General features: G+C 73.4%; 22 protein-coding genes. 13 read left to right on the top strand and 9 right to left on the bottom strand.

The annotated features are described in order from the left end of the window. Window positions 1-7 precede the first annotated feature (7 nt). A complete protein-coding gene (locus ABZ806_RS34385; protein WP_500221650.1) occupies window positions 8-556 on the bottom strand; it encodes a GNAT family N-acetyltransferase in 549 nt (182 codons plus the stop codon). Next, the gene (locus tag ABZ806_RS34380) at window positions 553-1,620 is read right to left on the bottom strand and encodes a phosphotransferase family protein (RefSeq protein ID WP_500221649.1); all 1,068 of its coding nucleotides are present in this window, start codon (window positions 1,618-1,620) and stop codon (window positions 553-555) included. The genes ABZ806_RS34385 and ABZ806_RS34380 overlap by 4 nt, the downstream gene beginning before the upstream one ends. Window positions 1,621-1,726: 106 nt before the next feature. Here ABZ806_RS34380 and ABZ806_RS34375 point away from each other — a divergent pair, with 106 nt between their 5' ends. The 3 genes from ABZ806_RS34375 (at window position 1,727) to ABZ806_RS34365 (ending at window position 4,091) form a co-directional block, all read left to right on the top strand. Continuing rightward, on the top strand, window positions 1,727-3,019 hold the full coding sequence (locus ABZ806_RS34375; protein ID WP_500221648.1) for an acyl-CoA dehydrogenase family protein: 1,293 nt from the start codon (window positions 1,727-1,729) through the stop codon (window positions 3,017-3,019). Then, the gene (locus tag ABZ806_RS34370; protein ID WP_500221647.1) at window positions 3,012-3,644 is read left to right on the top strand and encodes a TetR/AcrR family transcriptional regulator; all 633 of its coding nucleotides are present in this window, start codon (window positions 3,012-3,014) and stop codon (window positions 3,642-3,644) included. The genes ABZ806_RS34375 and ABZ806_RS34370 overlap by 8 nt, the downstream gene beginning before the upstream one ends. An 84-nt stretch (window positions 3,645-3,728) precedes the next feature. After that, window positions 3,729-4,091, top strand: coding sequence for a VOC family protein (locus ABZ806_RS34365; RefSeq protein ID WP_500221646.1), 363 nt, complete (start codon window positions 3,729-3,731; stop codon window positions 4,089-4,091). Between the two features lie 39 nt (window positions 4,092-4,130). Here the strand turns inward: ABZ806_RS34365 and ABZ806_RS34360 are convergent, their stop codons facing one another. Then, a complete protein-coding gene (locus tag ABZ806_RS34360) occupies window positions 4,131-5,210 on the bottom strand; it encodes an amidohydrolase family protein (protein WP_500221645.1) in 1,080 nt (359 codons plus the stop codon). 66 nt (window positions 5,211-5,276) lie between these two features. On the opposite strand from ABZ806_RS34360, the gene ABZ806_RS34355 reads away from it, so the two are divergent. From ABZ806_RS34355 to ABZ806_RS34345, 3 genes are all read left to right on the top strand, one after another. Next, window positions 5,277-5,798: a GNAT family N-acetyltransferase gene (locus ABZ806_RS34355; protein ID WP_500221644.1), complete on the top strand. Its 522-nt coding sequence runs from the start codon at window positions 5,277-5,279 to the stop codon at window positions 5,796-5,798. Between the two features lie 177 nt (window positions 5,799-5,975). Beyond that, the gene (locus tag ABZ806_RS34350) at window positions 5,976-7,379 is read left to right on the top strand and encodes a hypothetical protein (RefSeq protein ID WP_500221643.1); all 1,404 of its coding nucleotides are present in this window, start codon (window positions 5,976-5,978) and stop codon (window positions 7,377-7,379) included. Beyond that, the gene (locus tag ABZ806_RS34345; RefSeq protein WP_500221641.1) at window positions 7,376-8,518 is read left to right on the top strand and encodes an ARPP-2 domain-containing protein; all 1,143 of its coding nucleotides are present in this window, start codon (window positions 7,376-7,378) and stop codon (window positions 8,516-8,518) included. Before ABZ806_RS34350 ends, ABZ806_RS34345 begins: the two co-directional genes overlap by 4 nt. Here ABZ806_RS34345 and ABZ806_RS34340 read toward each other — a convergent pair. After that, complete coding sequence (locus ABZ806_RS34340) at window positions 8,511-9,323, bottom strand: PIG-L family deacetylase (protein ID WP_500221639.1); 813 nt, start codon at window positions 9,321-9,323, stop codon at window positions 8,511-8,513. The two genes, ABZ806_RS34345 and ABZ806_RS34340, sit on opposite strands and share 8 nt — an antisense overlap. Window positions 9,324-9,377: 54 nt before the next feature. Next, window positions 9,378-10,232 carry a class II glutamine amidotransferase gene (locus ABZ806_RS34335; RefSeq protein WP_500221637.1) on the bottom strand — a complete coding sequence of 285 codons (855 nt, stop codon included), beginning with the start codon at window positions 10,230-10,232 and terminating at the stop codon, window positions 9,378-9,380. 92 nt (window positions 10,233-10,324) lie between these two features. On the opposite strand from ABZ806_RS34335, the gene ABZ806_RS34330 reads away from it, so the two are divergent. Together ABZ806_RS34330 and ABZ806_RS34325 are read left to right on the top strand one after the other, a co-directional pair. Beyond that, complete coding sequence (locus ABZ806_RS34330; RefSeq protein WP_500221635.1) at window positions 10,325-10,825, top strand: HAD domain-containing protein; 501 nt, start codon at window positions 10,325-10,327, stop codon at window positions 10,823-10,825. Window positions 10,826-10,924: 99 nt separating this feature from the next. Next, the gene (locus ABZ806_RS34325) at window positions 10,925-11,686 is read left to right on the top strand and encodes an SDR family NAD(P)-dependent oxidoreductase (RefSeq protein WP_500221634.1); all 762 of its coding nucleotides are present in this window, start codon (window positions 10,925-10,927) and stop codon (window positions 11,684-11,686) included. Between the two features lie 3 nt (window positions 11,687-11,689). Here the strand turns inward: ABZ806_RS34325 and ABZ806_RS34320 are convergent, their stop codons facing one another. Both ABZ806_RS34320 and ABZ806_RS34315 read right to left on the bottom strand, forming a co-directional pair. Next, window positions 11,690-12,343 (bottom strand): NUDIX hydrolase, encoded by a 654-nt coding sequence (locus ABZ806_RS34320; protein WP_500221632.1) that lies wholly within the window; start codon window positions 12,341-12,343, stop codon window positions 11,690-11,692. Further along, entirely contained in the window at window positions 12,340-13,191 is an 852-nt protein-coding gene (locus ABZ806_RS34315) for a DUF6597 domain-containing transcriptional factor (RefSeq protein ID WP_500221630.1), read from the bottom strand. Before ABZ806_RS34315 ends, ABZ806_RS34320 begins: the two co-directional genes overlap by 4 nt. Before the next feature lie 78 nt (window positions 13,192-13,269). On the opposite strand from ABZ806_RS34315, the gene ABZ806_RS34310 reads away from it, so the two are divergent. Beyond that, entirely contained in the window at window positions 13,270-13,866 is a 597-nt protein-coding gene (locus ABZ806_RS34310; RefSeq protein WP_500221628.1) for a TIGR03086 family metal-binding protein, read from the top strand. A gap of 59 nt (window positions 13,867-13,925) precedes the next feature. Further along, a complete protein-coding gene (gltX, locus tag ABZ806_RS34305) occupies window positions 13,926-15,326 on the top strand; it encodes a glutamate--tRNA ligase (protein WP_500221627.1) in 1,401 nt (466 codons plus the stop codon). 83 nt (window positions 15,327-15,409) lie between these two features. Here the strand turns inward: gltX and ABZ806_RS34300 are convergent, their stop codons facing one another. After that, a complete protein-coding gene (locus tag ABZ806_RS34300) occupies window positions 15,410-16,051 on the bottom strand; it encodes a response regulator (RefSeq protein WP_500221625.1) in 642 nt (213 codons plus the stop codon). A gap of 83 nt (window positions 16,052-16,134) precedes the next feature. Next, window positions 16,135-20,355 (bottom strand): hybrid sensor histidine kinase/response regulator, encoded by a 4,221-nt coding sequence (locus tag ABZ806_RS34295; RefSeq protein WP_500221623.1) that lies wholly within the window; start codon window positions 20,353-20,355, stop codon window positions 16,135-16,137. A gap of 259 nt (window positions 20,356-20,614) precedes the next feature. On the opposite strand from ABZ806_RS34295, the gene ABZ806_RS34290 reads away from it, so the two are divergent. The 3 genes from ABZ806_RS34290 to ABZ806_RS34280 are packed head-to-tail and all read left to right on the top strand — an operon-like array spanning window position 20,615 to window position 23,631. Beyond that, the gene (locus ABZ806_RS34290; protein WP_500221621.1) at window positions 20,615-22,852 is read left to right on the top strand and encodes a SpoIIE family protein phosphatase; all 2,238 of its coding nucleotides are present in this window, start codon (window positions 20,615-20,617) and stop codon (window positions 22,850-22,852) included. 31 nt (window positions 22,853-22,883) lie between these two features. Next, complete coding sequence (locus tag ABZ806_RS34285) at window positions 22,884-23,231, top strand: STAS domain-containing protein (RefSeq protein WP_131938971.1); 348 nt, start codon at window positions 22,884-22,886, stop codon at window positions 23,229-23,231. Between the two features lie 31 nt (window positions 23,232-23,262). Continuing rightward, a complete protein-coding gene (locus ABZ806_RS34280; RefSeq protein ID WP_500221618.1) occupies window positions 23,263-23,631 on the top strand; it encodes an ATP-binding protein in 369 nt (122 codons plus the stop codon). The last annotated feature ends 129 nt before the right edge of the window (window positions 23,632-23,760 follow it).

Genomic DNA, 23,760 nt, shown 5'->3' with positions numbered 1-23,760 from the left:
GCGCCGGTCACTGTCCAGGCTGCGTCCCCTCGCCCGGATTTTCAAGCATCGCGGGCTTCACCTGCTGAGACAGCAGCTGCCCGGGCCAGTCGCCGACCGTGAACCGCGCGACCGGCTCGAAGCCGTTGCGCCGGTAGTACTGGACGAGCCGCCCGTCATCGCCCGCGTAGCAGTCGACGCGCAGCAGCCCGGCGCCGCTCGCCCGCGCCTCGTCCCTCGCCCTGGCGATGAGCGCGCTCCCGACGCCGTGCCCGGCGAACGCGCGGTCGGTCACCAGCAGCGTGATGTAGAGCTCGGGCTCCTCGATCGGGTCGATGTAGCGCGGCGGGCGCGGTGAGACCGCCATGACACCGGCGGGCCGGCCGTCCACCTCGGCCACCCGGATCTCGTCGTCGCGGGCGATGCCGGTGATCCGCTCCACCCGGTTCGGGTCCCGCGACCAGGGCTCGCTGCCCCACTGCCCCGTCCGGCCGTTCGCCGCGAGCCACGCGACCGCGCCGTCCAGCATCGCGAGCAGCAGCGGCGCGTCGTCGGGCCCGCCCCCGCGGATCCTCATCGCGAGCCGATGAAGCCCTGGGCGCGCTGGAACAGGCCCAGGGTGATCGCGTGCAGCAGGTCGCCGGTCTCCTTCGGCGCCTTCCCGGCGAACGCGCGGGCGTGCGTGCCCTCCAGGACGATCCCGAGCTTGAAGCAGGCGAGCACCGCGTACCAGGTGATGGACGACAGGTCGCGCCCGGCGACGGCGTCCGCGCGCTCGGCGTAGGCCGCGACCAGCTCGTCCGCCGAGGGCAGGCCGCCCGCCGTGCCCAGCGGACCGGCCAGCGCGGCGCTCTGGTCGTCGCGGTCGGGCCAGGTGGCCAGCAGCCAGCCGAGGTCGAGCAGCGGGTCGCCGATCGTGCACATCTCCCAGTCGACGATCGCGGCGACCTCGGGGCCGTCGAAGGAGTACATCAGGTTGGCCAGGTGGTAGTCGCCGTGCAGGATCCCCGGCCGCCACACCTTGGGGCGGTTGTCCTCCAGCCAGCGGGCGACGCCGTCCAGGCCGGGGATGTCGGGGCCCGGGTAGCCGTCGAGGGCGCCGTAGGAGTCGAGCTCGGACATCCAGCGGCCCACCTGCCGCTCCAGGAACCCCTCCGGCTTGCCGAAGTCGCCGAGGCCCACGGCCTCGTGGTCGACCGCGCCCAGCGCCGCCAGCGCGCGGGCCGCGTTCAGGCCCATCTCCCGCCGGACGGACGCGTCGCCGGCGTGCGTCCCGGGGAGCGCGACCGTGGCGTTGAAGCCCTCGACCGGCGTCATCAGGTAGAAGACGGCGCCGCCCAGCACCGACTCGTCCGGGCAGGCCGCGATGAGGCGCGGCGCCGGGACGCCGGTGCCGTCGAGCGCCGCCAGCACCCGCGCCTCGCGGCGCAGGACGTCGTTCGTCCGCGCGCGCAGATGGGCGGGCCCGCGCCGCAGCACGTAGTCGCGGCCGCCCCGGCGGAACCGGATCAGCGTGTTCTGCGTGCCGCCCGCGAGGGGCGCGACGTGCTCGAACGGGCCGCCCGGCAGGTCCCGGCCGTCCATCCACTCGCCGAGGACGCCGAAGTCCACGAGGGCGCGGTCGATCTGCTCAGGCTGCACGGCGGGTCCCTTTCCGACAGGGTCACCCGGAGGGTAACAGTCATGCACTTGCATTACTTACTGAGGTGGGCCGATTATCTGAGGGAACCGACGCAGGAGGCTCGCCATGGCTTGGGACTTCGAGACCGACCCCGACTACCAGGAACTCCTCGACTGGGCGGACGCCTTCGTCCGGGACGAGGTCGAACCGCTCGACCTCGTGCTCGGCAGCCCGTACGACAAGGACGACCCCCGCTACAAGCGGCTCGTCCGCCCGCTGCAGGACCGGGTCCGCGACAAGGGGCTGTGGGCGTGCCACCTCGGCCCCGAACTCGGCGGGCAGGGGTACGGCCAGGTGAAGCTGGCCCTGCTGAACGAGATCCTCGGACGCTCCCGGTGGGCGCCGTCGGTGTTCGGCTGCCAGGCGCCCGACTCCGGCAACGCGGAGATCATCGCCCACTTCGGCACGCCCGAGCAGAAGGAGCGCTACCTGCGGCCCCTGCTGGACGGCGAGATCTCCTCGTCCTACTCGATGACCGAGCCGCACGGGGGAGCCGACCCCACGCTGTTCACCACGCGCGCCACCCGGGACGGCGACGGCTGGGTCATCAACGGCGAGAAGTGGTTCTCCTCGAACGCCCGCCACGCGACGTTCCTGATCGTGATGGCCGTGACGAATCCCGATGTGTCGGCCTACCAGGGCATGTCGATGTTCATCGTGCCGGCCGACGCGCCGGGGCTGACCACCGTCCGGAACGTCGGCGTCGGTGGCGAGCGCGAGGGCTCGCACGGCTACCTGCGCTACGAGGACGTCCGCGTGCCCGCCGAGAACCTCCTCGGCGACGAGGGCGGCGCGTTCGTCATCGCGCAGACCCGGCTCGGCGGAGGCCGCATCCACCACGCGATGCGGACGATCGCGCAGGTCCGCAAGGCGTTCGACATGATGCTGGAACGGGCGGTGTCCCGGGAGACCCGGTTCGGGCCGCTCGCCAAGATGCAGATGACCCGGGAGAAGATCGCCGACAGCTGGATCGAGATCGAGCAGTTCCGGCTGCTCGTCCTGCGCACCGCCTGGCTGATCGACAAGCACAGGGACTACAAGAGGGTCCGCAAGGACATCGCCGCGGTGAAGGCCGCGATGCCGAAGGTCTACCACGACGTCGCGCAGCGCGCGATGCACCTGCACGGCGCCCTCGGCGTCTCCAACGAGATGCCGTTCGCGGGCATGCTGCTCGCCGCCGAGGCGCTCGGCATCGCCGACGGCCCCACCGAGGTCCACAAGATCACCGTGGCGCGGCAACTGCTGCGCGACGTCGAGCCCGCCGACGGACTGTGGCCGTCCCAGCACCTGCCCACCCTGCGGGAGGCGGCCCGCGAGCGCTTCGCCGACGCCCTGGAGCTCGCGATCGGCGATGAGTGACACCCGCGAACGGCTGCTGGACGCCGCCGAGGCCCTCTACGCCGCGCGCGGCGTGGACGCCGTCAGCCTCCGGGAGATCCTCCAGGAGGCCGGCGCCCGCAACGCCACGGCCGTCCAGTACCACTTCGGGGACCGCGCCGGGATCCTCCGCGCGATCTTCGCCCGGCACGCACCCGACGTGGAGGCCCGCCGGCACGCCCTGCTCGACGCCTACGAGGACGGCGAGCGGGGCGTGCGGCCGCTGGCCGCCGCCCTCGTCCGCCCGCTCGCCGCACGCCTCGCCGACGCGTCGGGCCGCGCCTACCTGCAGATCTGGGCGGACGTGGTGAACCGCCCCGACCCGCTCGTCCCCGTCGCCGTCCTCGACGACCCTCGCGACAGCCTGTGCCGGTGGCGGGCCCTGGTCGAACCGCTCCTGGAGGAGGACGCGGCACGCCTGCACCGCCGGTTCACCGCCATCCTGTACGCGTCGATCGAGCTCGCCCGCCGCGCCCGCTCGGGACCCCGGACCGACGACCGCCTGTTCACCAGCTACCTCATCGACGTCGTCGCCGCGATCCTCGGCGCCCCCGTCTCGCCGGAGACCCGCCGCCTCGCCGCCGAACGCGACGCCGCCCGCCGCTGAGGTGCCATTCGTCCAAGACGCGCGGATCCGCGCGCCGCAGACTGGGCATGTCACACCCCGCAGCCGACCTCCAGGGAGGACGACATGACCAGCGAGATCCGCCGGACCTTCTACCCGCTGATCCGGGCCGCCGACCCGGCACGGACGATGGCGTGGCTGGAGGAGGCGTTCGGCTTCACCGAGATCGCGGCCCACAAGGACGACGCCGGGAACATCGTCCACGCCGAGCTGCGCTTCGACACCGGCATCGTCATGCTGGGCGCCGCCGAGACCCCGGCGGCCGCGATCTACGTCGCCGTCGACGACCCCGACGCCCACCACGACCGCGCGAAGGCGGCGGGCGCCGAGATCATCAGGCCGCTCACCGACCAGGACTACGGCTCCCGCGACTACGCGGCCCGCGACCCGGACGGCAACGAGTGGTACTTCGGCACCTACCGCCCCTGACCGGCTACCGCCCCTGACCGGCCCAGCGCCCCTGACCGGCTACCGCCCCTGAGCGAGGCGGCGCCCCGCGACGAACACCGCGGCCGGATCCGCCAGAACCGCGGGGTCGTCGCGCGGGTCGCCGCGGTAGGCCACGAGATTGGCGGGGTGCCCCGGCCGGAGCCCCGACACGCCGAGGAAGTCGCAGGCCGCGGTGCTCGCCGCGGCCAGCGCCTTCTCCGGCGGCAGCCCCAGCTCGACGAGCAGCGCGACCTCCGCGGGGACGCTGCCGACGACGTCGGTGCCGGCGAGGATCCGGACCCCGCGCCGGTCCGCGACGCGCAGCAGGGCGGCGGTGCGCTCCCGCTGCAGCATCCGCCGCGCGCGGCGCTCGGGGTCCTCGCCGGGGCGCTCGGCGAGCGCGGCGCACAGCGTGGGCGTCCAGGCTCCGCCCGTCTCCGCCAGCGCCGCCACGTCCGCCTCGCTCATGCCGTCGCCGTGCTCGATCGAGTCGACGCCCGCGGCGACCAGCGCGCCCGCGAACGCCGTGGTGGTGTGCGCCGCCACCCTCGCCCCGGCGCCGTGGACGGCGCGCACCAGCTTCCGGACGTCGTCCACCGAGTACGTCGGGACCGCGTCGCTCGGCCGCAGCGCACCGCTCTCCATCAGCGGGAAGTCGCCGATCAGCTTCACCCACCGCGCCCCGGCGCCGATCTCCGCGAGCGCGGCCTCGATCAGCCCGTCCGGCGACACCGGGGAATGCAGCTCGGGGAAGTACTGGCCCTCCGGCGCGAGGAAACGCCCGCAGGCCATCAGCCCCACGCCCTCCGGATCCTCCAGCAGCCGCAGCGTCATGCTGCCGGGGCTGCCGAGGTCCCGGACGACCGTGATCCCCGCCTCCCGCGCCGCGTGCAGGTTCGCGCGCGCCTCCCCGAAGCTGAGCGGGCGCGGCCACCCGTCCGAGCCCGTGCCGACGGTCAGGTGGCAGTGCGCGTCGACCAGGCCGGGCAGGAAGAACCGCCCCGGAACCGGCTCGCCGCCGTCCGGCGGCTCCGGAGTCCACCGCCCGCGTTCGTCGATCCCGCCGGCGCCTGCCCGTCCGCCGGGCAGGAACACGCCCTCGACCCGCCACCCCGCCATGGCTCGAATCTATGACCATTCCCGGCCGGCCGGAAGATACGGCGATCATCTGAGAGGATCGGCGCCATGGACGCGCCGATGCGGCTGCGCGACGTAGGACCCGGCGACCTCGACGCCTACGTCCGGATGCGCTGCGACCCGGTCATGATGGCCGAGCTCGGCGGCCCGCTGCCCCGGGAGGGCATGGCCGCCAAGGTCGCCCGGGACGCCGCCGACGCCGCGGCCGGCAGGGCCTGGATCAAGATGCTCGTCCCCGCCGGCGATCCGGCCGCCGTCGCCGGGACGGTGTCGCTCTGGTCCCATGCCAAGGACGGCGGGACGTTCTCCGAGATCGGGTGGATGGTCCTGCCCGAATGGCAGGGCCGGGGCGTCGCCAAACAGGCCGTCCGCACGGTCCTCGAAGCCGCCGGCGACGATGGCCGCTGGGGCCTCGTCCATGCGTTCCCGGGGGTGACGAACGGCCCGTCGAACGGCATCTGCCGCTCCCTGGGCTTCACCTTCGTCGCGGAGGAAGAGGTCCTCTTCGCCGGCGAACACCTGCGGGCGAACCACTGGCTCATCGACCCCGCCGTGATCCGCGGCAGTTGATCCGCCCTTAATGAAAGGCCGCGGAACCGGTCACGGTGTTACGGTTCGATGGCCGGCCGCGGGACTTCGGTGCGACTTCCGGAACCCACCTATGAAGTGATGATTCGCTGCTCGCGCCCTCCTTCCCCGGCCGGCGCCTTTCACTCCCCGAACGCCCCCGACCGACCCTGGGAAATGATGAGCGAGACGTTCGCGGACCTCGTCGCGTGCGAGGACGTGCTGATGTTCGTCAACGCGGCGATCACGTCGACCGGGCAGCGGGAATTCCACCACGACGCGGGGGAGCAGAGCCTCAGCCTCGATTTCCTGCACGAGTACATGCTGGCGAATTACCGGGAGGTCTACGCGGCCGCCCTCGCGCTGGACGTCAACGACCACAACGCGGCGCTCATCATCCGGAACCTGCTGGTGCGGGCCGGCGAGGCCGGGGTCGGGCAGCGCAGGCGGGAGGGGCTGCTGATCGCGCGCCGGCTGGAGCGGATGCCGCAGCAGCGCGTCCACCGGGTCTTCCGCGAACTGCGCCGGCTCGGGGTGAACAACCGGCGGACGCGCGCCATCATCCGCGACTGGATGGCCGGGCGCCGCGACCCCGCGTTCGACTTCGTGAAGTACCGGGGCGCGGTCCGGGACGCCGCCCGGCACGCGCACCTGCGGCTCGAGAAGGAGCAGCACGACTTCCTGTTCGCGCCGCACAGCGTGAAGTCGTTCCGGACGCCGATCTTCGAGCAGTGGCGGAGGGCGCACTACGAGCAGGCCGCGGTCTACGGGCTTCCGTACACGGTCGCCGAGGGCTTCGCGGCCAGGCACCGGATTCCGCGCGAGGTGTTCCTGGAGCGCATCGAGCACCGGATGACGCGGCTGGAACGGCTGCGCCTGCAGGGCGGCGGCGTGGAGGCCGACCTGGGGAGGATGCCGCTGACCAGGCTCGCGTCCTACGTGCTGTCCCTGCCGCTGGACGAGCGGGCCGAACGCCGGGCGCAGCTGTCGCAGGCGATGCGCACGGCCGCGCGGCGGGTGGCCGGGCCGGCGCGCGGGTCGTGGGGGAGGGTCGCCGCGGTGCTCGACGACAGCTACTCCTCGCTCGGGTCGGGGGAGAAGCGGCGCCGCCCGCTGGCGGTCTCGCTCGCCGCGCACTACCTGCTGGAGGCGCTCGCGCAGGAGTACACGCCGCTGTGGACGTCGGGACGCGCCGATGAACTGCTGCTCCACCCGTCCGGGCCGACACCGCTCGGCCTGCGGATCGTCGACGCGCTGGACACCGCTCCCGAGCGGCTCCTCATCGTCTCGGACGGCTGGGACAACGCGCCGCCCGGCCTCGCGGCGGACGTCCTGCGCATCTGGCGGACGCGCCTCGACCCCGGCCGGCGGGTGCTGATCGTCCATCTCAACCCGGTGTACGACGCCGGCGGCTTCGACGTGCGGCGGCTCGCTCCGGGCGTTCCGACGGCGGGGATCCGCGACGCCGAGAACCTGCCCACGCTCGTCGAGCTGGCCAGGTTCGCCGAGGGGCGGGTCGGGCTCGGCGACCTCCGGGCCCACCTCGACGACCGGGCCGCCCGCTTCCTCGGAGCATCACCATGAGCCTCTCGCTGGACGGCCTGGAGACGGGCCCGGCGCAGGTGTGGGGGTCGGTGCGGCTCGTTCCGCTCATCCGGCGCGAGCCCGTCCCCCATCTGCGGCTGCACCGGAAGGTGTACCGGGAGCCGGTGACGATCGTGGACGTGGGAGACGCCGCCTATGTCTCGTTCGTCCCGCACGCGTTCGTGGCGAGCTGGAGCGACGCCGACCAGACACCGGCGGCCTCCTACGGAACGCGGCTTCTGGAGCCCGGTTCCGGGGACGCCCCGCCGCGCATCGCGGTACGGACGACACGGCGCATGGCGCGGAAGGCCGGCAGGGACAGGCTCCGGTTCCTGCCCCTCCACCTGGCCGTCGAGGGGTATCTCGCGCTGCACTTCGGCGGCCCCGGGATCGCCTGGGAGGAATGGTCGCGCAGGGCCGTCGCGCGCGGCCTCTCGCCGCGCTGCGAGGAGACCTATGCCGGGCTCCGGGTGCGCGGACTGGAGGACGCGCTCCGGATCTTCGAGATCCATCCCCGGCAGTGCGGGGTCATGGTCTACGTCGCGGACGCGCTGGCGAGCGCGTTCGCCGTCCCCCATCCCGACGACTACCGGGCCCTGCACCCGACCCTCGTCGAGGACCTCTTCGGTGAGCTGATCTACATGTACGGCCTGCTCGGCGCGCCCGCCGGCGACCTGTCCGCACGCATCGACGACACCGGGATCCGCTCCCTGGAGGACCTGCGCGCGGCGGCGGAGGTCCGCCGGGAGGAGTGGGCGTCGTTCCACGACGCGGTCATGGCGGGGCGGCTGTTCGACGCGGGCGGATCCCGCCAGGTCGTCCAGCACCTGCGCGGATTCGAGCTCACACGGTTCCTGCCGTCGTTCGCGCTGCGCGAGGAGAACCACATCGGCGAGGCGATCACCGGCGGGGACGGCCGCGTCGCGTACCTGAAGTCGTTCCGGCTGTCCGACGCGCAGGTGCGGCGCGGCCACCTGCTCGGCCGGCTCGCCGGGCACGACTGGCGGCTGAGCGCCGCCGCCGCCGCGCTCGGCACCGACGAGGCGGCGCTGGCGCTGCGCCTGGAGCGGGCGGGGTTCGGGTACCTGCTGCGGCAGGACGTCCTCGACCACTACCGGGCGCGGCGGCGCGCTACCTGAGGCCGGCGAAGAGGTCCTCCTCCTTGCCGGGGGCCTCGATGCGGCAGAAGTGGCGGACGAACGCCTCGAACGAGAACGCCGCCCGCTGCATCTCCTCCGGCATCCGCAGCAGGAAGATGTTCTCGCCCTGGCTGGCGTGCGCCTCCAGGGCCTTGCGCTTGGCGTCCACGTGCGCGGACACGTCCACCACGCTGGTGATCAGCTCGTCCGGGGTGCCGAAGTCGTCCGGCGGGTCGAAGTCGATCTCCACGCCCGACTCCCGGACGGCGTCGAACATCTGCTTGATGCCCGAGCGGGGAATGGCGGTGTAGTACAGCTTGTCGGGCACGCCGCTCTTCTCGGCGGCGGCCAGCGCGATGCGGTGCGCCTGGATGTGGTCGGGGTGCCCGTAGCCGCCGTTCTCGTCGTAGGTGACGACGACCTGCGGGCGGTAGCGCTCCATCAGCTCGGCCAGCCGCCCGGCGGACTCGTCGAGGGGGACGTTCGCGAACGCGCGCGGATCGTCGTTGGCGTCCCAGCCGTCCATGCCGGAGTCGCGGTAGCCGAGCAGCTCGAGGTGGCCGATGTCGAGCAGGCCCGCCGACTCGCGCAGCTCGCCGAGGCGGCGCCGCGCGACCTCCTCGGCGTCGTGGCCGGGCTCGCCGGGTTTCACTCCGCCGGAGTCGTCGCCCTGCTCCCCGTTGGTGCAGGTGACCAGGACCGTCCGGATGCCCTCGGCGGCGCTGCGGGCGAGCAGCCCGCCGGTCCCGAGGACCTCGTCGTCGGGGTGGGCGTGGACGGCCATCAGCGTGAGTTCGTGCGTCATCCGGGCTCCTCAAGGGTTCGGCCGTCCACCCTACGTCCCGAAGGCCGGAGTCGATCAGGTCTGGGACGTGGACTCCGCCGGGGAGAGGTCGGCGACCGTCAGCGGCCGCGCCGGCGGGTCGAACGGGAACTGGGAGGCCGCGTTCGTGCCGTCCACCATGAGCAGTTCGCCCGGTGCGAGGAGCCGCCAGCCGGTGTGGTCGTCCATGCGCTCGCTGGCCACCACGTGCGCGAAGCACGGCTCCCGGTGCGACGCCACCCGCACGTGGCCGGGCTCGCGGTCGGAGTCCAGATGCCGGGTGTCGCCGGGTTCGCCCAGCTGCGGCGAGTGCACCCAGAGCTCATGGGTCTCCGGATAGCGCAGCGCCCACAGCCGGCCCGATTCGGCCAGCAGCACGTTGAGGGCGAAGACGGGCAGTTCGGCGGCGATGCGCCGGACGGCCGCGATCAGCCCGGCGGTGGTGTCGCCGTGCCGCCGGATCTCCGCCGTGATGTAGGCGAAGACCAGTTCGGAGTCGGTCTGCCCCTGCATGAGCGCCCGGTCCACGTCGGTGAGCCACGAGTCGAGGACGTCGAGGTCGCGCACCACGCCGTTGTGGGCGAACAGCCTGTCGTCCATGACGAACGGGTGCGAATTGTGCACGTCGACCGCTCCCGTCGACGCGTAGCGGACGTGGGAGACGTAGGTGTGGGAGACGACGTGGCGCGCCTCGGCGTTGAAGTCGGCGTCCTTGAACGCGGCGATGGGGGCGCGGTCGCGGACGGGCTCCTCGCCGAGCGAGAACCAGCCGAGCCCCGTTCCGTCCGGCATGCGGCGGCTCTGCAGGCTGAGGCTGAGCGGCGCGTCCAGCAGCCAGAACGTGGCGCGGACGCGCGCTCTGCCGGTCGTCATACCGAAAAGGCGGCACATGACCGGAGGATGCCCAGCCGAACGCCCTCTATGACTCCGGCACCGGGAAACGACCTTCGACGGCGGGGCGCCGATGACGTACCGTCCGGTGTATGGGGTCGCCTGTGGTGCTGCTGGACGTCGACGGAGTTCTCAATCCATTCGAAAGGCCCCATAGCGGTTTCAAACGGCATAGGTGCTCGCCCGACGGCAGGATGTTCCGGCTGTGGCTCAACCGGGCCCACGGCCCGGCCCTGCTCGAACTCGCCGAATCGACGGGGGCGGAACTGGCCTGGGCGAGCTACTGGTGCGACAACGCCAACGCGTGGATCGCGCCCAGGGTCGGGCTGCCGGAACTGCCCTTCGTCCCCATCCCGCATTACCCCGGCGGCGAGGAGGGCCGGTCGCTCGGCGCCTGGAAGGCCCGCCACGTGGCCGTGTGGGCCGAGAGCCGCCCGTTCGTCTGGTTCGAGGACGAGCCCGACGCCACCGAGTGCATCGCCGGCGAACCCGGCGTCGCCGAGCACCTGCTCGTGGAGATCGACCCGCTGACCGGCCTGACCGACGAGCACCTCGACACCGCCGCGGCCTGGCTCCGCGCCCTCGCCCGCTGACCCCCCGGGAGCAGCGGACGCCGGGGCGCTTCCGGTGAACGGCCGCGAACGTGCAGGATGGGACCGTTGTAAGCGATCCCTGACGAAGGAGTGCCCCCCATGAGCCCTCTCGCCGGCCGTACCGCTCTCGTCACCGGAGGCAGCCGGGGGATCGGGCGGGCCGTCGCGCTCGCCCTGGCCGCCGACGGGGCGCGGGTGGGCATCGCCTACCGGCGCGACGAGGAGGCGGCCCGCAAGACCGTCGCCGACATCGAGGCCGCCGGTGTGGAGGCCCGCGCGTTCCGCGCCTCGGTCGACAGCGCGGACGAGTGCGCGGGCCTGGCCGCGCGGGCCGAGGCGGAACTCGGCGCGGTGGACATCCTCGTGCACAGCGCCGGGATCGCCAGCCGCGGCCACAGCGTCGCCGACACCGACCCCGCCGAACTGGAGCGGGTCATGCGCGTGCACGCGTTCGGGCCCCACCACGTCAGCCGGGCGCTGCTGCCGCTGCTGCGCCGCGCCGAGCGCGCCGACATCGTGTTCGTGTCCAGCGTGATCACCGACGTCATGCCGGCGTTCGGCGGCCCCTACGCGATGGGCAAGGCGGCCATGGAGGCGCTCGCGCAGGTCCTCGCGAAGGAGGAGCGCGGCAACGGCATGCACGTCAACGTGGTCGCGCCCGGTCTCGTCGACACCGACATGGGCCGCCGCCTCGTGCGCGCCACGGCCGGTGTCGAGGACATCCGCCGGCACGACGCCGCGTCCCCCTACGGGCACGTGTGCTCCCCAGAGGAGGTCGCCGACGTGGTGCGGTTCCTGGTCTCGGACGGCGCGTCCTACGTCACCGGGCAGCGCGTCGTCGTGGACGGCGGGACGTTCTGACGGTCAGTGGCGCGTCCAGTCGGGCTGGATGAAGTCGGCGACCCTGACCTGCCGTCCGAGCAGCACCACCTCCCGGAACTGCCACAGCATCGCGCCGGTCGGCGCGTGGACGCGCCAGTTCGGGCCGAGCCGCATCTGCAGGAGGCTCCCGCCGTCCGGCTGCGGTACCCACCGCGGCGTGTCTTCGGCCGCCAGCCGGCGCAGGCTCGTGTGGTGGACGGAGTGGACCTCGTCCGGGTTCGGGACGAGCGGCCCCGGATCCTCCAGCACCACCACGAGCGGCGTGATCGCGAAGCCCGAGCTGGCGGGGAAGTCGTCGAGCCGGCCGAGCACGTCGGCCGGTCCGGCGGCCAGCCCGATCTCCTCGTTCAGCTCCCGCAGGGCCGCGCCCTCGGGCGTCTCGCCGTCCTCCAGGCGCCCGCCCGGCAGCCCCCACTGGCCCGCGTTCCGGCCCTGGTAGGCGCGCTTGATCAGGATGACGGCGGGCGCGCCCTCGTGCCGGACCGCGCACAGCACCACCCCGGCGCGGCGCAGGCCGGGCGCGCCGGGCACGGTCGTGTGCGCGAACGCGCCGAGCCGGCCGGCCGCCAGCCTCCGGAAGGCGTCCAGGTCGTCGAGGGGGTCGAGCGGATCGAGCGGATCGAGGGGGGCGGTCATGTACCGATACTGCCAGGGACGCCGCCGGGGCCCGCCTCCCGGGCGTACCGCGCGGGCGGCGTCCCCACCGCCGCGGTGAAGTCGCGGGTGAAATGCGCCTGGTCGGCGTAGCCCAGCTCGGCGGCCAGCCCGGCCCAGTCCGCGCCGGCGCCGGACGCGGCCCGCTCGGCGGCCTCCAGCATCCGGAACCGCCGGATCACCCATTTCGGATTGATGCCGACGTACTCGTGGAACAGGCGCTGCAGCCCGCGCACGCTGAGCCCCTCCTCGGCGGCCAGCTCGTCCACCCGGACGAGGCCGGGGCGCTCGGCGATCCGCGCGACCACCGAGGCGGCGCGCTCGGCCGACGGGTCGGGCCCGGGGGCCGCCCCGGCCAGGAACTCCTCCAGCCGGGCGACGCCCTCCGCGGCGCTCGCCGCCGCGAAGACCTCCCCGGCGAGTACCCGCCCCGCCGCGCCGAACACCTCGTCCACCTCCGCGAAGCGGCCGGTCAGCGTGGCGGCGGGCGCGTCCATGAAGGGCCTGAACCCGCCGGGCCGGAACGCCGCCCCGATCACGCGGCCCGCGCCGTGGATCTCCTCGACGAACTCGTCCCGGACCACGCCCGCGATCCGCGCACGCGTCGCCCCGGACGTCAGGTAGCTCGTGAACGTGACGTGGACGGACGGCCGCGTGAGCACCTGCTGCCGGTGCGGCGGCCCGCCCCGCAGGTCCCACCGCAGCACCCAGAAGTCCGCCACGAACGGGGCGAGCGCGGGACAGGGCGCGGTCCGCTCGACGCCGAAGTGCTCCAGGCCCGTCCGGGGGCGCAGGATGCCGCGCGTTCCGCCTGGCAGGGATCGGTCCATCGGATCCACGCTACCTGTGTCGCATTTCTTCAAGACCCGCGCCGCGTTCCCTCCTAGTGTGGCCCCATGTTCGAACTGATGAGCGAAGAAAAGACCATGGACATACGGAGCCAGATGCTCCCCGCCGCCGAGACCGCGGCGCGGATCGTCCTGGAGATACCGGCGGCGAGGCTGGACGCGCCCACCCCGTGCCCCGAATGGGACGTGCGGGGCCTCGTGAACCACCTGATCCTGTGGAGCGGGCGGGGTGAGGCCGCCGCGCGCAAGGAGCCGCCCACCGGGCCCGGGGAGGACCACGACTTCACCGCCGAGCCGCACTGGGCCGAGCGGTTCCAGGAGCAGTCCCGCAGGACCGCCGAGGCGTGGCGGGACCCCGCGGCGTGGGAGGGCGCCACCAGCCTCACCGGCGCCAAGGAGGGCATGCCCGCCGGATTCATCGGCGGGATCGTGTTCGTCGAGTGCATCCTGCACGGCTGGGACCTCGCGGTCGCCACCGGCCGCGAGCCCGCCTTCCCGCCCGGCACCGTCCGGGCGGCCTGGTCGCAGACCGCCGCGATGGCCGAGGTCAGCCGGCAGTACGGCGCGTTCGGGCCGGAGGTGCCCGTGGCGCAGGACGCGCCGCTGCTCGACCGGGTCCTCGGCCTGGCCGGCCGCGACCCGCGCTGGAGGCCCTGAATCGCGGCGGCGCGCGGGTCCCGGCGCGAGCGGGGGCCCGTGCGCTCTACCCTTGAGGCATGTCTTCGAGTGCTTCGATCCGCGTACGCTTCGCCCCGTCACCCACTGGCATGTTCCATGTCGGCGGCGCCCGCTCGGCGCTGTTCAACTGGGTGATGGCCGCCCAGTCGGGCGGGACGCTGGTGCTGCGCATCGAGGACACCGACGCCTCCCGCAACAGCCCCGAGTGGACCGAGGGCATCATCCGCGCCCTCGCCTGGCTCGGCATGGACGGCGAGCAGTACGAGGGCCCCTACTTCCAGTCCGCCAACGCCGACAAGCACGCCGGCGCCGCCCAGCGGCTGAAGGACGCCGGCCGCGCCTACTACTGCGCCTGCGACCGGGAGGCGATCGTCGCCCGCACCGGCGACCAGCACAAGGGCTACGACGGCTTCTGCCGCGACCGCGGCCTGGAGCCCGGCCCCGGACGCGCCCTCCGCTTCCGCACCCCCGACGAGGGCCAGACCACCGTCGTCGACCTGCTGCGCGGCAAGCCCGTCTTCGAGAACGCCGTCCTGGAGGACTTCGTCATCGCCCGCGCCGACGGGTCGGTCACGTTCCTGCTGGCCAACGCGGTCGACGACATGAGCCAGGGCATCACCCACGTGGTGCGCGGCGAGGAGCACCTGTCCAACGCGCCCAAGCAGCAGCTGCTGTGGGAGGCGCTCGGCGGCGAGCCGCCCGTCTGGGCGCACGTCCCCGTCATCGTGAACGAGAAGCGGCAGAAGCTGTCCAAGCGCCGCGACAAGGTCGCACTGGAGGACTACCGGGCCGAGGGCTACCTCGCCGAGGCCATGCGCAACTACCTGATGCTGCTCGGCTGGGCCCCGTCCGGCGACCGCGAGATCGTCCCCTGGGACGTGATCGTCGAGGAGTTCCGCATCGAGGACGTCAACAGCTCGCCCGCGTTCTTCGACGTCAAGAAGCTCCGCGCCGTCAACGGCGAGTACATCCGCGCGCTGCCCGCCGAGAAGTTCATCGCCGAATGCCTGCCCTTCCTGGAGCAGGCCCCCTTCGACGTGGACGTCGCGGTGTTCGCCGAGCTGGCGCCGCTCGCACAGACCCGGGTCGCGCTGCTGTCGGAGATCGTCCAGATGATCGACTTCGCGTTCCTGGACGAGCCGCCGTCCGACGAGCAGTCCTGGACCAAGGCGATGAAGGGGCCGGCCGCCGCGATCCTCGCCGCCGCCGAGGCCGCCTACCGGGACGCCCCCTGGAACGCCGCCGAGCTGAAGGACCGGCTGGAGCGCATCGGCACCGAGCACGGCCTCAAGCTCGGCAAGACGCAGGCGCCCGTCCGCGTCGCCGTCACCGGCCGCACCGTCGGCCTGCCGCTGTTCGAGTCCCTGGAGATCCTCGGCCGCGACCGCACCCTCGCCCGCATCGCCGCGGCCCGGGGGCGCCTCGAAGCGTCGGCCTGACCTCCGGGCGGCCCGCGCCCGGCCCGCCCGGCGGGCGCGGGGCGACGCGCCGCGGGCCGGGACGAGCGGTCAGGACGAGCCGGTCAGGACGCGGAGGGCTCCTCGCCGGTCAGCGCCCGGCGCAGGTCGGTGAGGCGGCGGGTCAGCTCGTCGAAGTCGTCGCGGCGGGCGGGCGGGACCTGCTTGCCGACCGCCTCGGCCTGCTCCTCCACCGCCTCCAGCAGGGCCCGCGCCTGCTCGCCCGCGTCCGCGCCGGGCCGCTCGTCCAGGCGCTTCTCCTGCTCGCGCAGCAGCGCGGCCTGCTCGCGCAGCAGGACCGTCTGGTCGCGGAGCTGCTTGTTCTTGGTGTGCAGCTCCACGAACACCGACACCTTGGCGCGCAGCACCCACGGGTCGAACGGCTTGGAGATGAAGTCGACCGCGCCCGCCGCGTAGCCGCGGAACGCGTAGTCGGGGTCGCTGTTCACCGCCGTGAGGAAGATGATCGGCAGGTCCCGGGTCTTCTTGCGGCGCTTGATGTCGCGGGCCGTCTCGAACCCGTCCATGCCGGGCATGACGACGTCCAGCAGGATGACCGCGTACTCGTCGGTCAGCAGGGCCTTCAGCGCGTCCTCACCGGACCGCGCCCGGACCAGGTCCTGGTCGAGCGAGCTGAGGATGGCCTCCAGCGCGATCAGGTTCTCCTCGCGGTCGTCCACGAGCAGGATCTTCGCCTTGTCGTCCACGCGCGCCTCTCCGATTCCGGTCCCCGCCATCGACGGCCGAACGCCTCCCACGGCGACCCTACTTGCCTCGGCGTCTCCTCTCCTCAGCGGACGACGGAGGGTTGCAGCCAGTTCCTCATGACGTCAAGGAGATGGTCCACGTCCACGGGCTTCGGCACATAGTCCGACGCGCCGGAGTCGAGGCTCTTCTCCCGGTCGCCCTTCATCACCTTGGCCGTGATGACGATGATCGGCAAGTCGGCGAACTGCGGCATCTCCCTGATGGCGGCCGTGGTCGCGTAGCCGTCCAGGCCCGGCATCATGACGTCCATCAGCACGACGGCCACGTCCGGGTTGCGGTGCAGGACGTCGATCCCGGCCTGCCCGTCCTCGGCGTAGAGGACCTCCATCCCGTAGCCCTCGAGGACGCTGGTGAGCGCGAACACGTTCCGGACGTCGTCGTCGACGATCAGGACCTTGCGGCCCGACAGCGCGGTGTCCAGGAAGTCCGCCGGAGGCTCCTCCACGAGGCCGTTCAGCGCGGGCTCGGGCTCGGTGGCCGGCGGGCGCTGCTCGACCGGCAGCCCGTTCTCCGCGGCCGGCAGCGCACGCGCCGCGCCGCCGTCGCCCCGCTCGCCGCCCGCCCCGAGCGCGCCGCCGTGCCCGGCCGCCTCCTCCGGCGCCGCCGGGCGCCGCCGGTCCTCGCGCTCGTTGTACTGGGCGGGCAGGTACAGGGTGAACACGCTGCCGCGGCCCGGCTGGCTCTCCGCGTGGATCTCCCCGCCGAGCAGCCGCGCGATGTTCCGGCTGATCGACAGGCCGAGGCCGGTGCCGCCGTAGCGGCGGCTCGTGGTCCCGTCGGCCTGCTGGAACGGCTCGAAGATCTCCTGCAGCTTGTCGGCGCTGACCCCGATCCCGGTGTCGATCACCCGGAACGCGATCACGTCCGGGGTGTTCCACAGCGCGGGCAGCGTGAAGTCGATGTCGCCGGCCCGCTCGATCAGCAGCCGCACCTCGCCCTCGGCGGTGAACTTCACCGCGTTCGACAGCAGGTTCCGCAGCACCTGCTGCAGCCGCTGCTCGTCGGTGTTCAGCGTGCCCGGGACGTCCGGCGCGACCTCCACCCCGAACTGCAGCCCCTTGTCGACCGACAGCGGGCGGAACGTCGCGTCGACGTAGTCGACCAGCCCCGACACCGACAGCCGCTGCGGGTGCGCCTCCATCTTCCCCGCCTCGACCTTCGCCAGGTCCAGTATGTCGTTGATCAGCTCCAGCAGGTCGGTGCCGGACTCGTGGATCGTCCGCGCGAACTCCACCTGCTTGTCGGTCAGGTTCCCGCTCTGGTTCTCCGACAGCAGCTTGGCCAGCACCAGCAGGCTGTTCAGCGGCGTGCGCAGCTCGTGCGACATGTTCGCCAGGAACTCCGACTTGTACCGCGAGGAGATCGCCAGCTGCTCGGCGCGCTCCTCCAGCGTCCGCCGGGCCTGCTCGATCTGGAAGTTCTGGATCTCGATCGCGCGGTTCTGCTGGGCCAGCAGCGCCGCCTTCTCCTCCAGCTCGGTGTTGGAGTGCCGCAGCTCGCCCTGCTGGCGCTGCAGCTCGTCCGACCGCTCCTGCAGCTCCCCGGCGAGCCGCTGCGACTCGCCGAGCAGCGCCTCGGTCCGCGCGTTCGCCCGGATCGCGTTCAGCGTCACCCCGATCGTCTCGATCAGCTGGCTGAAGAACGCCAGGTGGACGTCGGTGAACCGGCCGAACGAGGCCAGCTCGATCGCGCCCAGCACCTCGTCCTCGAACACGATCGGCAGCACGATGATGTTGACCGGGGACGCCTCGCCGAGGCCCGACCCGATCTTGACGTAGTCGGCCGGCGCGTCCGCGATCAGCAGCGGCCGGCGCTCCTGCGCCGCCTGCCCGACCAGGCCCTCGCCCGGCGCGAACCGGACCGCGCCGGTGCGGCTGCGCCGCGTCCCGTACCCGGCGATCAGCACCAGCTCGGCCTCGTCGCCCGCCCGCTCGGCGAGGTAGAACGCGCCGTACTGCGCGCTGGCCGTCGGGGTCAGCTCCCGCATGATCAGCTCGGCGACCTGCAGCAGGTCCCGGTGGCCCTGCATGAGCCCGCCGATCCGCGCCAGGTTGGTCTTGAGCCAGTCCTGCTCCTCGGTGGCGCGGGTCGTCTCGCGGAGCGTCGCGACCATCAGGTTGACGTTGTCGGACAGCTCGGCGACCTCGCCGCGCGCCTCCACCGTGATCGTCCGGGTCAGGTCGCCGCTGGCGACCGCGCTGGCGACCTCGCCGATCGCGCGGACCTGGGTGGTCAGGTTCCCGGCCAGCTCGTTGACGCTCTCGGTCAGCCGCTTCCAGGTGCCGGACACGCCCTCGACCTCGGCCTGCCCGCCGAGCCGCCCCTCGCTGCCGACCTCGCGGGCGACGCGGGTGACCTCGGACGCGAACGACGACAGCGTGTCGACCATCGTGTTCAGCGTCGTCTTCAGCTCCAGGATCTCGCCCTGCGCGTCGACGTCGATGCGCCGCGTCAGGTCGCCGGTCGCGACCGCCGTCGCCACCTGCGAGATGTTGCGGACCTGGTAGGTCAGGTTGGACGCCATGCCGTTGACGTTGTCGGTGAGGTCCTTCCACATGCCGCCGGCCCCCGGCACGAGCGCCTGGCCGCCGAGGCGCCCCTCGGTGCCGACCTCGCGGGCGACGCGGCTGACCTCGGACGCGAACGACGACAGCGTGTCCACCATCGTGTTCAGCGTGTCCTTGAGCTGCAGGATCTCGCCCCGCGCGTCCACCTCGATCTTGCGCGTCAGGTCGCCCTGCGCCACCGCGGTCGTCACCTGCGCGATCCCGCGCACCTGGTTGGTCAGGTTGTTCGCCATCGCGTTGACGTTGTCGGTGAGGTCCAGCCACACCCCGCCGGCGCCCGGCACGACCGCCTGGCCGCCGAGGCGCCCCTCGGTGCCGACCTCGCGGGCGACGCGCGTCACCTCGGACGCGAACGCCGACAGCGTGTCGACCATCCCGTTCACGGTGTCCTTCAGCTCGAGGATCTCGCCCTGCGCGTCGACGGTGATCTTCTTGCCCAGGTCGCCCTCGGCGACGGCGGTGGTGACCTGCGCGATGTTGCGGACCTGGAACGTCAGGTTGGACGCCATGCCGTTGACGTTGTTGGTCAGGTCCTTCCACACGCCGCTCACGCCCGGGACCCGCGCCTGGCCGCCGAGGCGCCCCTCGGTGCCGACCTCGCGGGCGACGCGGGTGACCTCGTCCGCGAACGACGACAGGGTGTCGACCATCGTGTTCAGCGTGTTCTTGAGCTGCGCGATCTCGCCCTGCGCGTCGACGGTGATCTTCTTGCCGAGATCGCCGTCGGCGACGGCGGTGGTGACCTGCGCGATGTTGCGGACCTGGTTGGTCAGGTTGTTCGCCATCGCGTTGACGTTGTCGGTGAGGTCCTTCCAGACGCCGCTGACGCCGCGCACGTGGGCCTGGCCGCCGAGCTGCCCCTCGGTGCCGACCTCGCGGGCGACGCGGGTGACCTCGTCCGCGAACGCCGACAGCTGGTCGACCATCGTGTTCACGGTGAGCTTCAGCTCCTGCAGCTCACCGCTCGCCTCCACCGTCACCTTGCGGGTCAGGTCGCCCTTCACCACGGCCGTGGTGACCTCCGCGATGTCGCGGACCTGCGACGTCAGCCGCGACGCCATCACGTTCACCGACGCCGTCACGTCCCGCCAGCGGCCCGTCATGCCGCGCGCCGGCGCCTGCCCGCCGAGCCGGCCCTCGGTGCCGACCTCGCGGGCGAACTGGGTGACCTCCCAGGTGAACTGGTCGAGCAGCTCGACCATGCCGTTGACCGACTTGGCCATCCGCAGCAGCTCGCCGCGCATCGGCCTGCCGCGCACCCGCAGCTCCACCCGCCGGCTCAGGTCGCCGGCCGCGACCGCCTCGACCACCTGGTGCATCCCGGTGGCCAGATCGGTGAGCTTGTCGATGATCGCGTTGGCGTCCTCGGCCGCGGTCGCCCAGGTGCCGCGCAGCGTGCCCGGGGTCAGCCGGCCGCGCAGCTTGCCCTCCCGGCCGATCTCCTGCCGGACGCGGCTGAGCCCCGCGGCCAGGTCCTGGCCGTTCTGCCGGATCTCCTCCAGGATCGCCCCGGCCTCCGCCACGGCGCCCTCGCCCGGTACGTCCAGCTCGTCCCTCGCCCTGCCGTCCCGCACGGCGGCGAGCGCCTTCAGCAGCGGCGCGAGATCGGCGTCGCTGTAGCGCGGGGTGGTGTCGCGGTACCCGTTGGGACAGGCACGTGACGCGGTACGCGGCATTCTCTTCATCCTCCTGGCCCGCGATCGACGAACATCCGGATACCACGGACTCCTTCTCCGGGCCCTCTTCCGGTTTCCCTGGGCCCACTTCCGGCCGCACCTGTACTCTACGTCGCCGGGCCGCGGCCGGGCCCGCTCGCGGGCCGACCGTGCGCAGACGTCGATTACCGTGCATCCGCGCTTGTAGTCTTCGTGTTACGGTCTGTCGTGCCACGGCGGGCCGTGCCCGGACAGTGCTGCTTCGAACAAGGGATGACGGTTGGATCGGCAGACGGCCTCGGCCACCTTCCCGTCCACCGCCGCGGCGGTGGCGGACGCGCGCCGGTTCGTCCGGAAGGTCCTGGCCGACTGGGGCGTGGACGAGGCGGCCGACGACGCCGTGCTCGCCACCAGCGAACTCGCCACCAACGCCATCGCCTACGCCGGGACGTCGTTCGAGGTCTCCTGCCGGCTCGAGCACGGCGACATCAAGATCGAGGTCCGCGACCGGCACCCCACCCGCGGCATCGAGATGCCGGGCGTCACCGCCTCTAGCGGGCGCGGGCTGCCGTCGATCGCGCGGCTCGCCGCGTCCTGGGGCGTGTCCTACGACCGCCGCACCAAGGGCGTCTGGTTCCGGCTGCCCCGGCCCGGCGCGGCCGAGGACGCCGAACCGGGGACCGCCGCCGGGCAGGACGCCGGTGCGGCCGAGGCCGCCGGCCCCGCCCCCCGCGAACGCGCGGGCGGCGAGCGGCCCGCCCGGGACCGCGGCGACCAGGCCCGCGACGGCGCCGCCGCGCAGGGCCGCGACGGCGGTCTCGCCGGCGACGTGGGCGACGTCCCCGTCGCCGGGGACCGGCTGCTGCGCTCCCCGGCCGCCGTGGAGGCCATGGAGGACGGCGTCGCCACCGTCCGCGAGACCCTCGGCGCCGAGGGCGCCGCCGTCCTACTCACCGAGCGCGACGGACGCATGATCATGGGCTCGTCCGCCGGGACCGCCGCCGAGCTGCCGCTCGGCGAGCTGTCGGTGGCCGGGCTCGCCCCCGCCGCCCGGGCCGGCTCGCCCTGGGTCGCCGCCGACGCCGACCCGACCGCCACGGCCCTGCACGCGCGCTCCCTGGCCGCCGCGCCGCTGGAGTCCCAGGGCCGCCTCACCGGCGTCCTGGTGGCCGTCTCGTCCGTGCCCGGCCGGTTCGACGAGGCCGACGGCGCGCGGCTCGGCCGGCTCGCCGACGAGATGTCGCTCTCCCTGGAGAAGGCCAGGGTGGGGGAGTTGGAACGGTCCTGGCGCGGCTGGCTCAGCTTCGTCGCCGAGGCCAGCGACCTGCTCGCCGGCACCCTCGACCAGGAGCGCACGATGGCCCTGGTCGCCCAGCTCGTCGTCCCGCGCCTGGCCACCTGGTGCGCCGTCTACACCGTCACCGAGGCCGAGCCCGACCGGCTCGCCTACGTGTGGCACGCCGACGAGAACCGCGCCGACGGGCTCCGCGAACTGCTGGAGCACGCGGGCGCCGCCCCGCCGATGGAGGGCCCCGGCCCGTGGAACGGGCTCGCCACCGCCCCCCGGCAGGTCCGCGGCGCCGCCGGCGACACCGCCACCGACCAGGTCTACGCCTTCCCGCTGATCGCCCGCGGCCGGCGCATCGGCACCATCGTCATCGGCCGCCCGGCCGGCGACCGCTTCCCGCGCAGCGCCCTCGAACTCGCCGAGGAGCTCAGCCGCCGCGCCGCGCTCGCCGTCGACAACGCCCGGCTGTTCTCCGCGCAGACCGCCATGAGCAGCGCGCTGCAGCGCAGCCTGCTGCCGCCCGGCATCCCGGAGATCCCCGGCCTGGAGGTCGCGGTGGTCTACGACCCGGCGGGGGAGGGCAGCGAGGTCGGCGGCGACTTCTACGACGTCTTCGAGAGCGGCCCCGCGCACGGCGGGCGCGCCGCGGCGTCCCGCTGGCGGTTCGCCATCGGCGACGTGTGCGGCACCGGCCCCGAGGCGGCCGCCGTCACCGGCCTCGCCCGGCACGCGCTGCGCATCCTCGCCGCCGAGGACATGTCCGTCCCGGCCGTGCTGAAGCGGCTGAACCGGCTCATCCTCGGCGAGGGGGAGCGCGGCCGGCTGCTCACCCTCCTGCACGGCGAGATCGCGGCCCGCGGCCCCGGCGGGGTGCGGATCCGGCTGACCAGCGCCGGCCACCCGCTGCCGCTCGTCCTGGACCCCGACGGCGGCGTGCGCGAGGCGGCCACGGCCCAGCCGCTGCTCGGCGTGTTCGACGGTGTGGAGTTCCAGACCGACACCGTCGACCTGCGCCGGGGCGAAGTCCTGCTCTGCGTGACCGACGGCGTCACCGAACGGCGCGCGGGCAGCCGGCTGCTCGGCGACGGGGACGGCCTGGAACGGCTGCTCGCCGGCTGCACCGGGCTGAGCGCGGGCGCCGTCGCCGCCCGCATCCAGCGGGCGGTGCGCGACTTCGGGCCCGAGCCGTCCAACGACGACATTGCCCTCATCGTTCTACGGGCGTCATGATGGAGACCAACAATCGGTAAGGTGGGGTGGCGTGGGGCTTGCCTTGCACACGACACGACAGGACGGCCGCGCGACGATCGCCGCGCGCGGCTCCATCGACCTGCACTCCTCCGAAGAGCTGCGCACTCGGCTGACCGAGCTCGTGGACGCGGGCGAGCGGGCGGTGGTCGTCGACCTGGCGGCGGTCGACTTCTGTGACTCCTCCGGCCTGAACGTCCTGGTCCGGGCGTACAAGCACGCGCGCGCCCAGAACGCCACGCTCACCGTCACCGGCGCCTACGGCCGGGTCGAGAACGTGCTGCGCACCACCGGGCTCGACCGGTTCCTGATCGAGGGCCCGGCGGAGGAGGCACCGATGGGCGGTGAGGGGACACGATGAAGAACGGCGAGCGGGCGGAGTGACCGACCCGATGACCGAGACCACACTGCGCGCGGCGCCGCAGACCGAGGCCGTCGAGTACGCGCGGCGGCTCGCCGCCCGCACCATGCGCACCTGGGCGCTGCTGGAGCGCGAGGAGCTCGTCACCGCGATCGTGGCGGAACTCGTCGCCAACGCCGTCCGGCACGCGGGCACCGCGCTCGAGCTCCGGCTGCTGCGCGGCACCGGGCGCGTCCGCGTCGAGGTCCGCGACCGCGCCTCGCAGCTGCCCCGGCTGACCGTCCCCGGCCCGCTGGACGAGTCGCACCGCGGCCTGTTCATCGTCGACCGGTTCGCGAACTCCTGGGGCGCCGACCCGGTGACCGGCGGCAAGGTCGTGTGGGCCGAGGTCGACATCTGACGGGTCCTCGGCCCTGGAACGTGCCGCCGCGCGAGAACGCCGGCGAAGGCGCGCCCGCCGGCAGGGGGGCGCGCCGTCGGCGGTGCCGCGGGGACAAGCCGGCTTGCGGTACAGCGCCGGCCCCGCGGC

Origin of the sequence: Spirillospora sp. NPDC047418 (assembly GCF_040643275.1) — a bacterium.
Classification (GTDB): domain Bacteria; phylum Actinomycetota; class Actinomycetes; order Streptosporangiales; family Streptosporangiaceae; genus Spirillospora.
The sequence above is the reverse complement of the archived record's forward strand: the minus strand, read 5'-3'. Positions and strand labels throughout refer to the sequence as shown.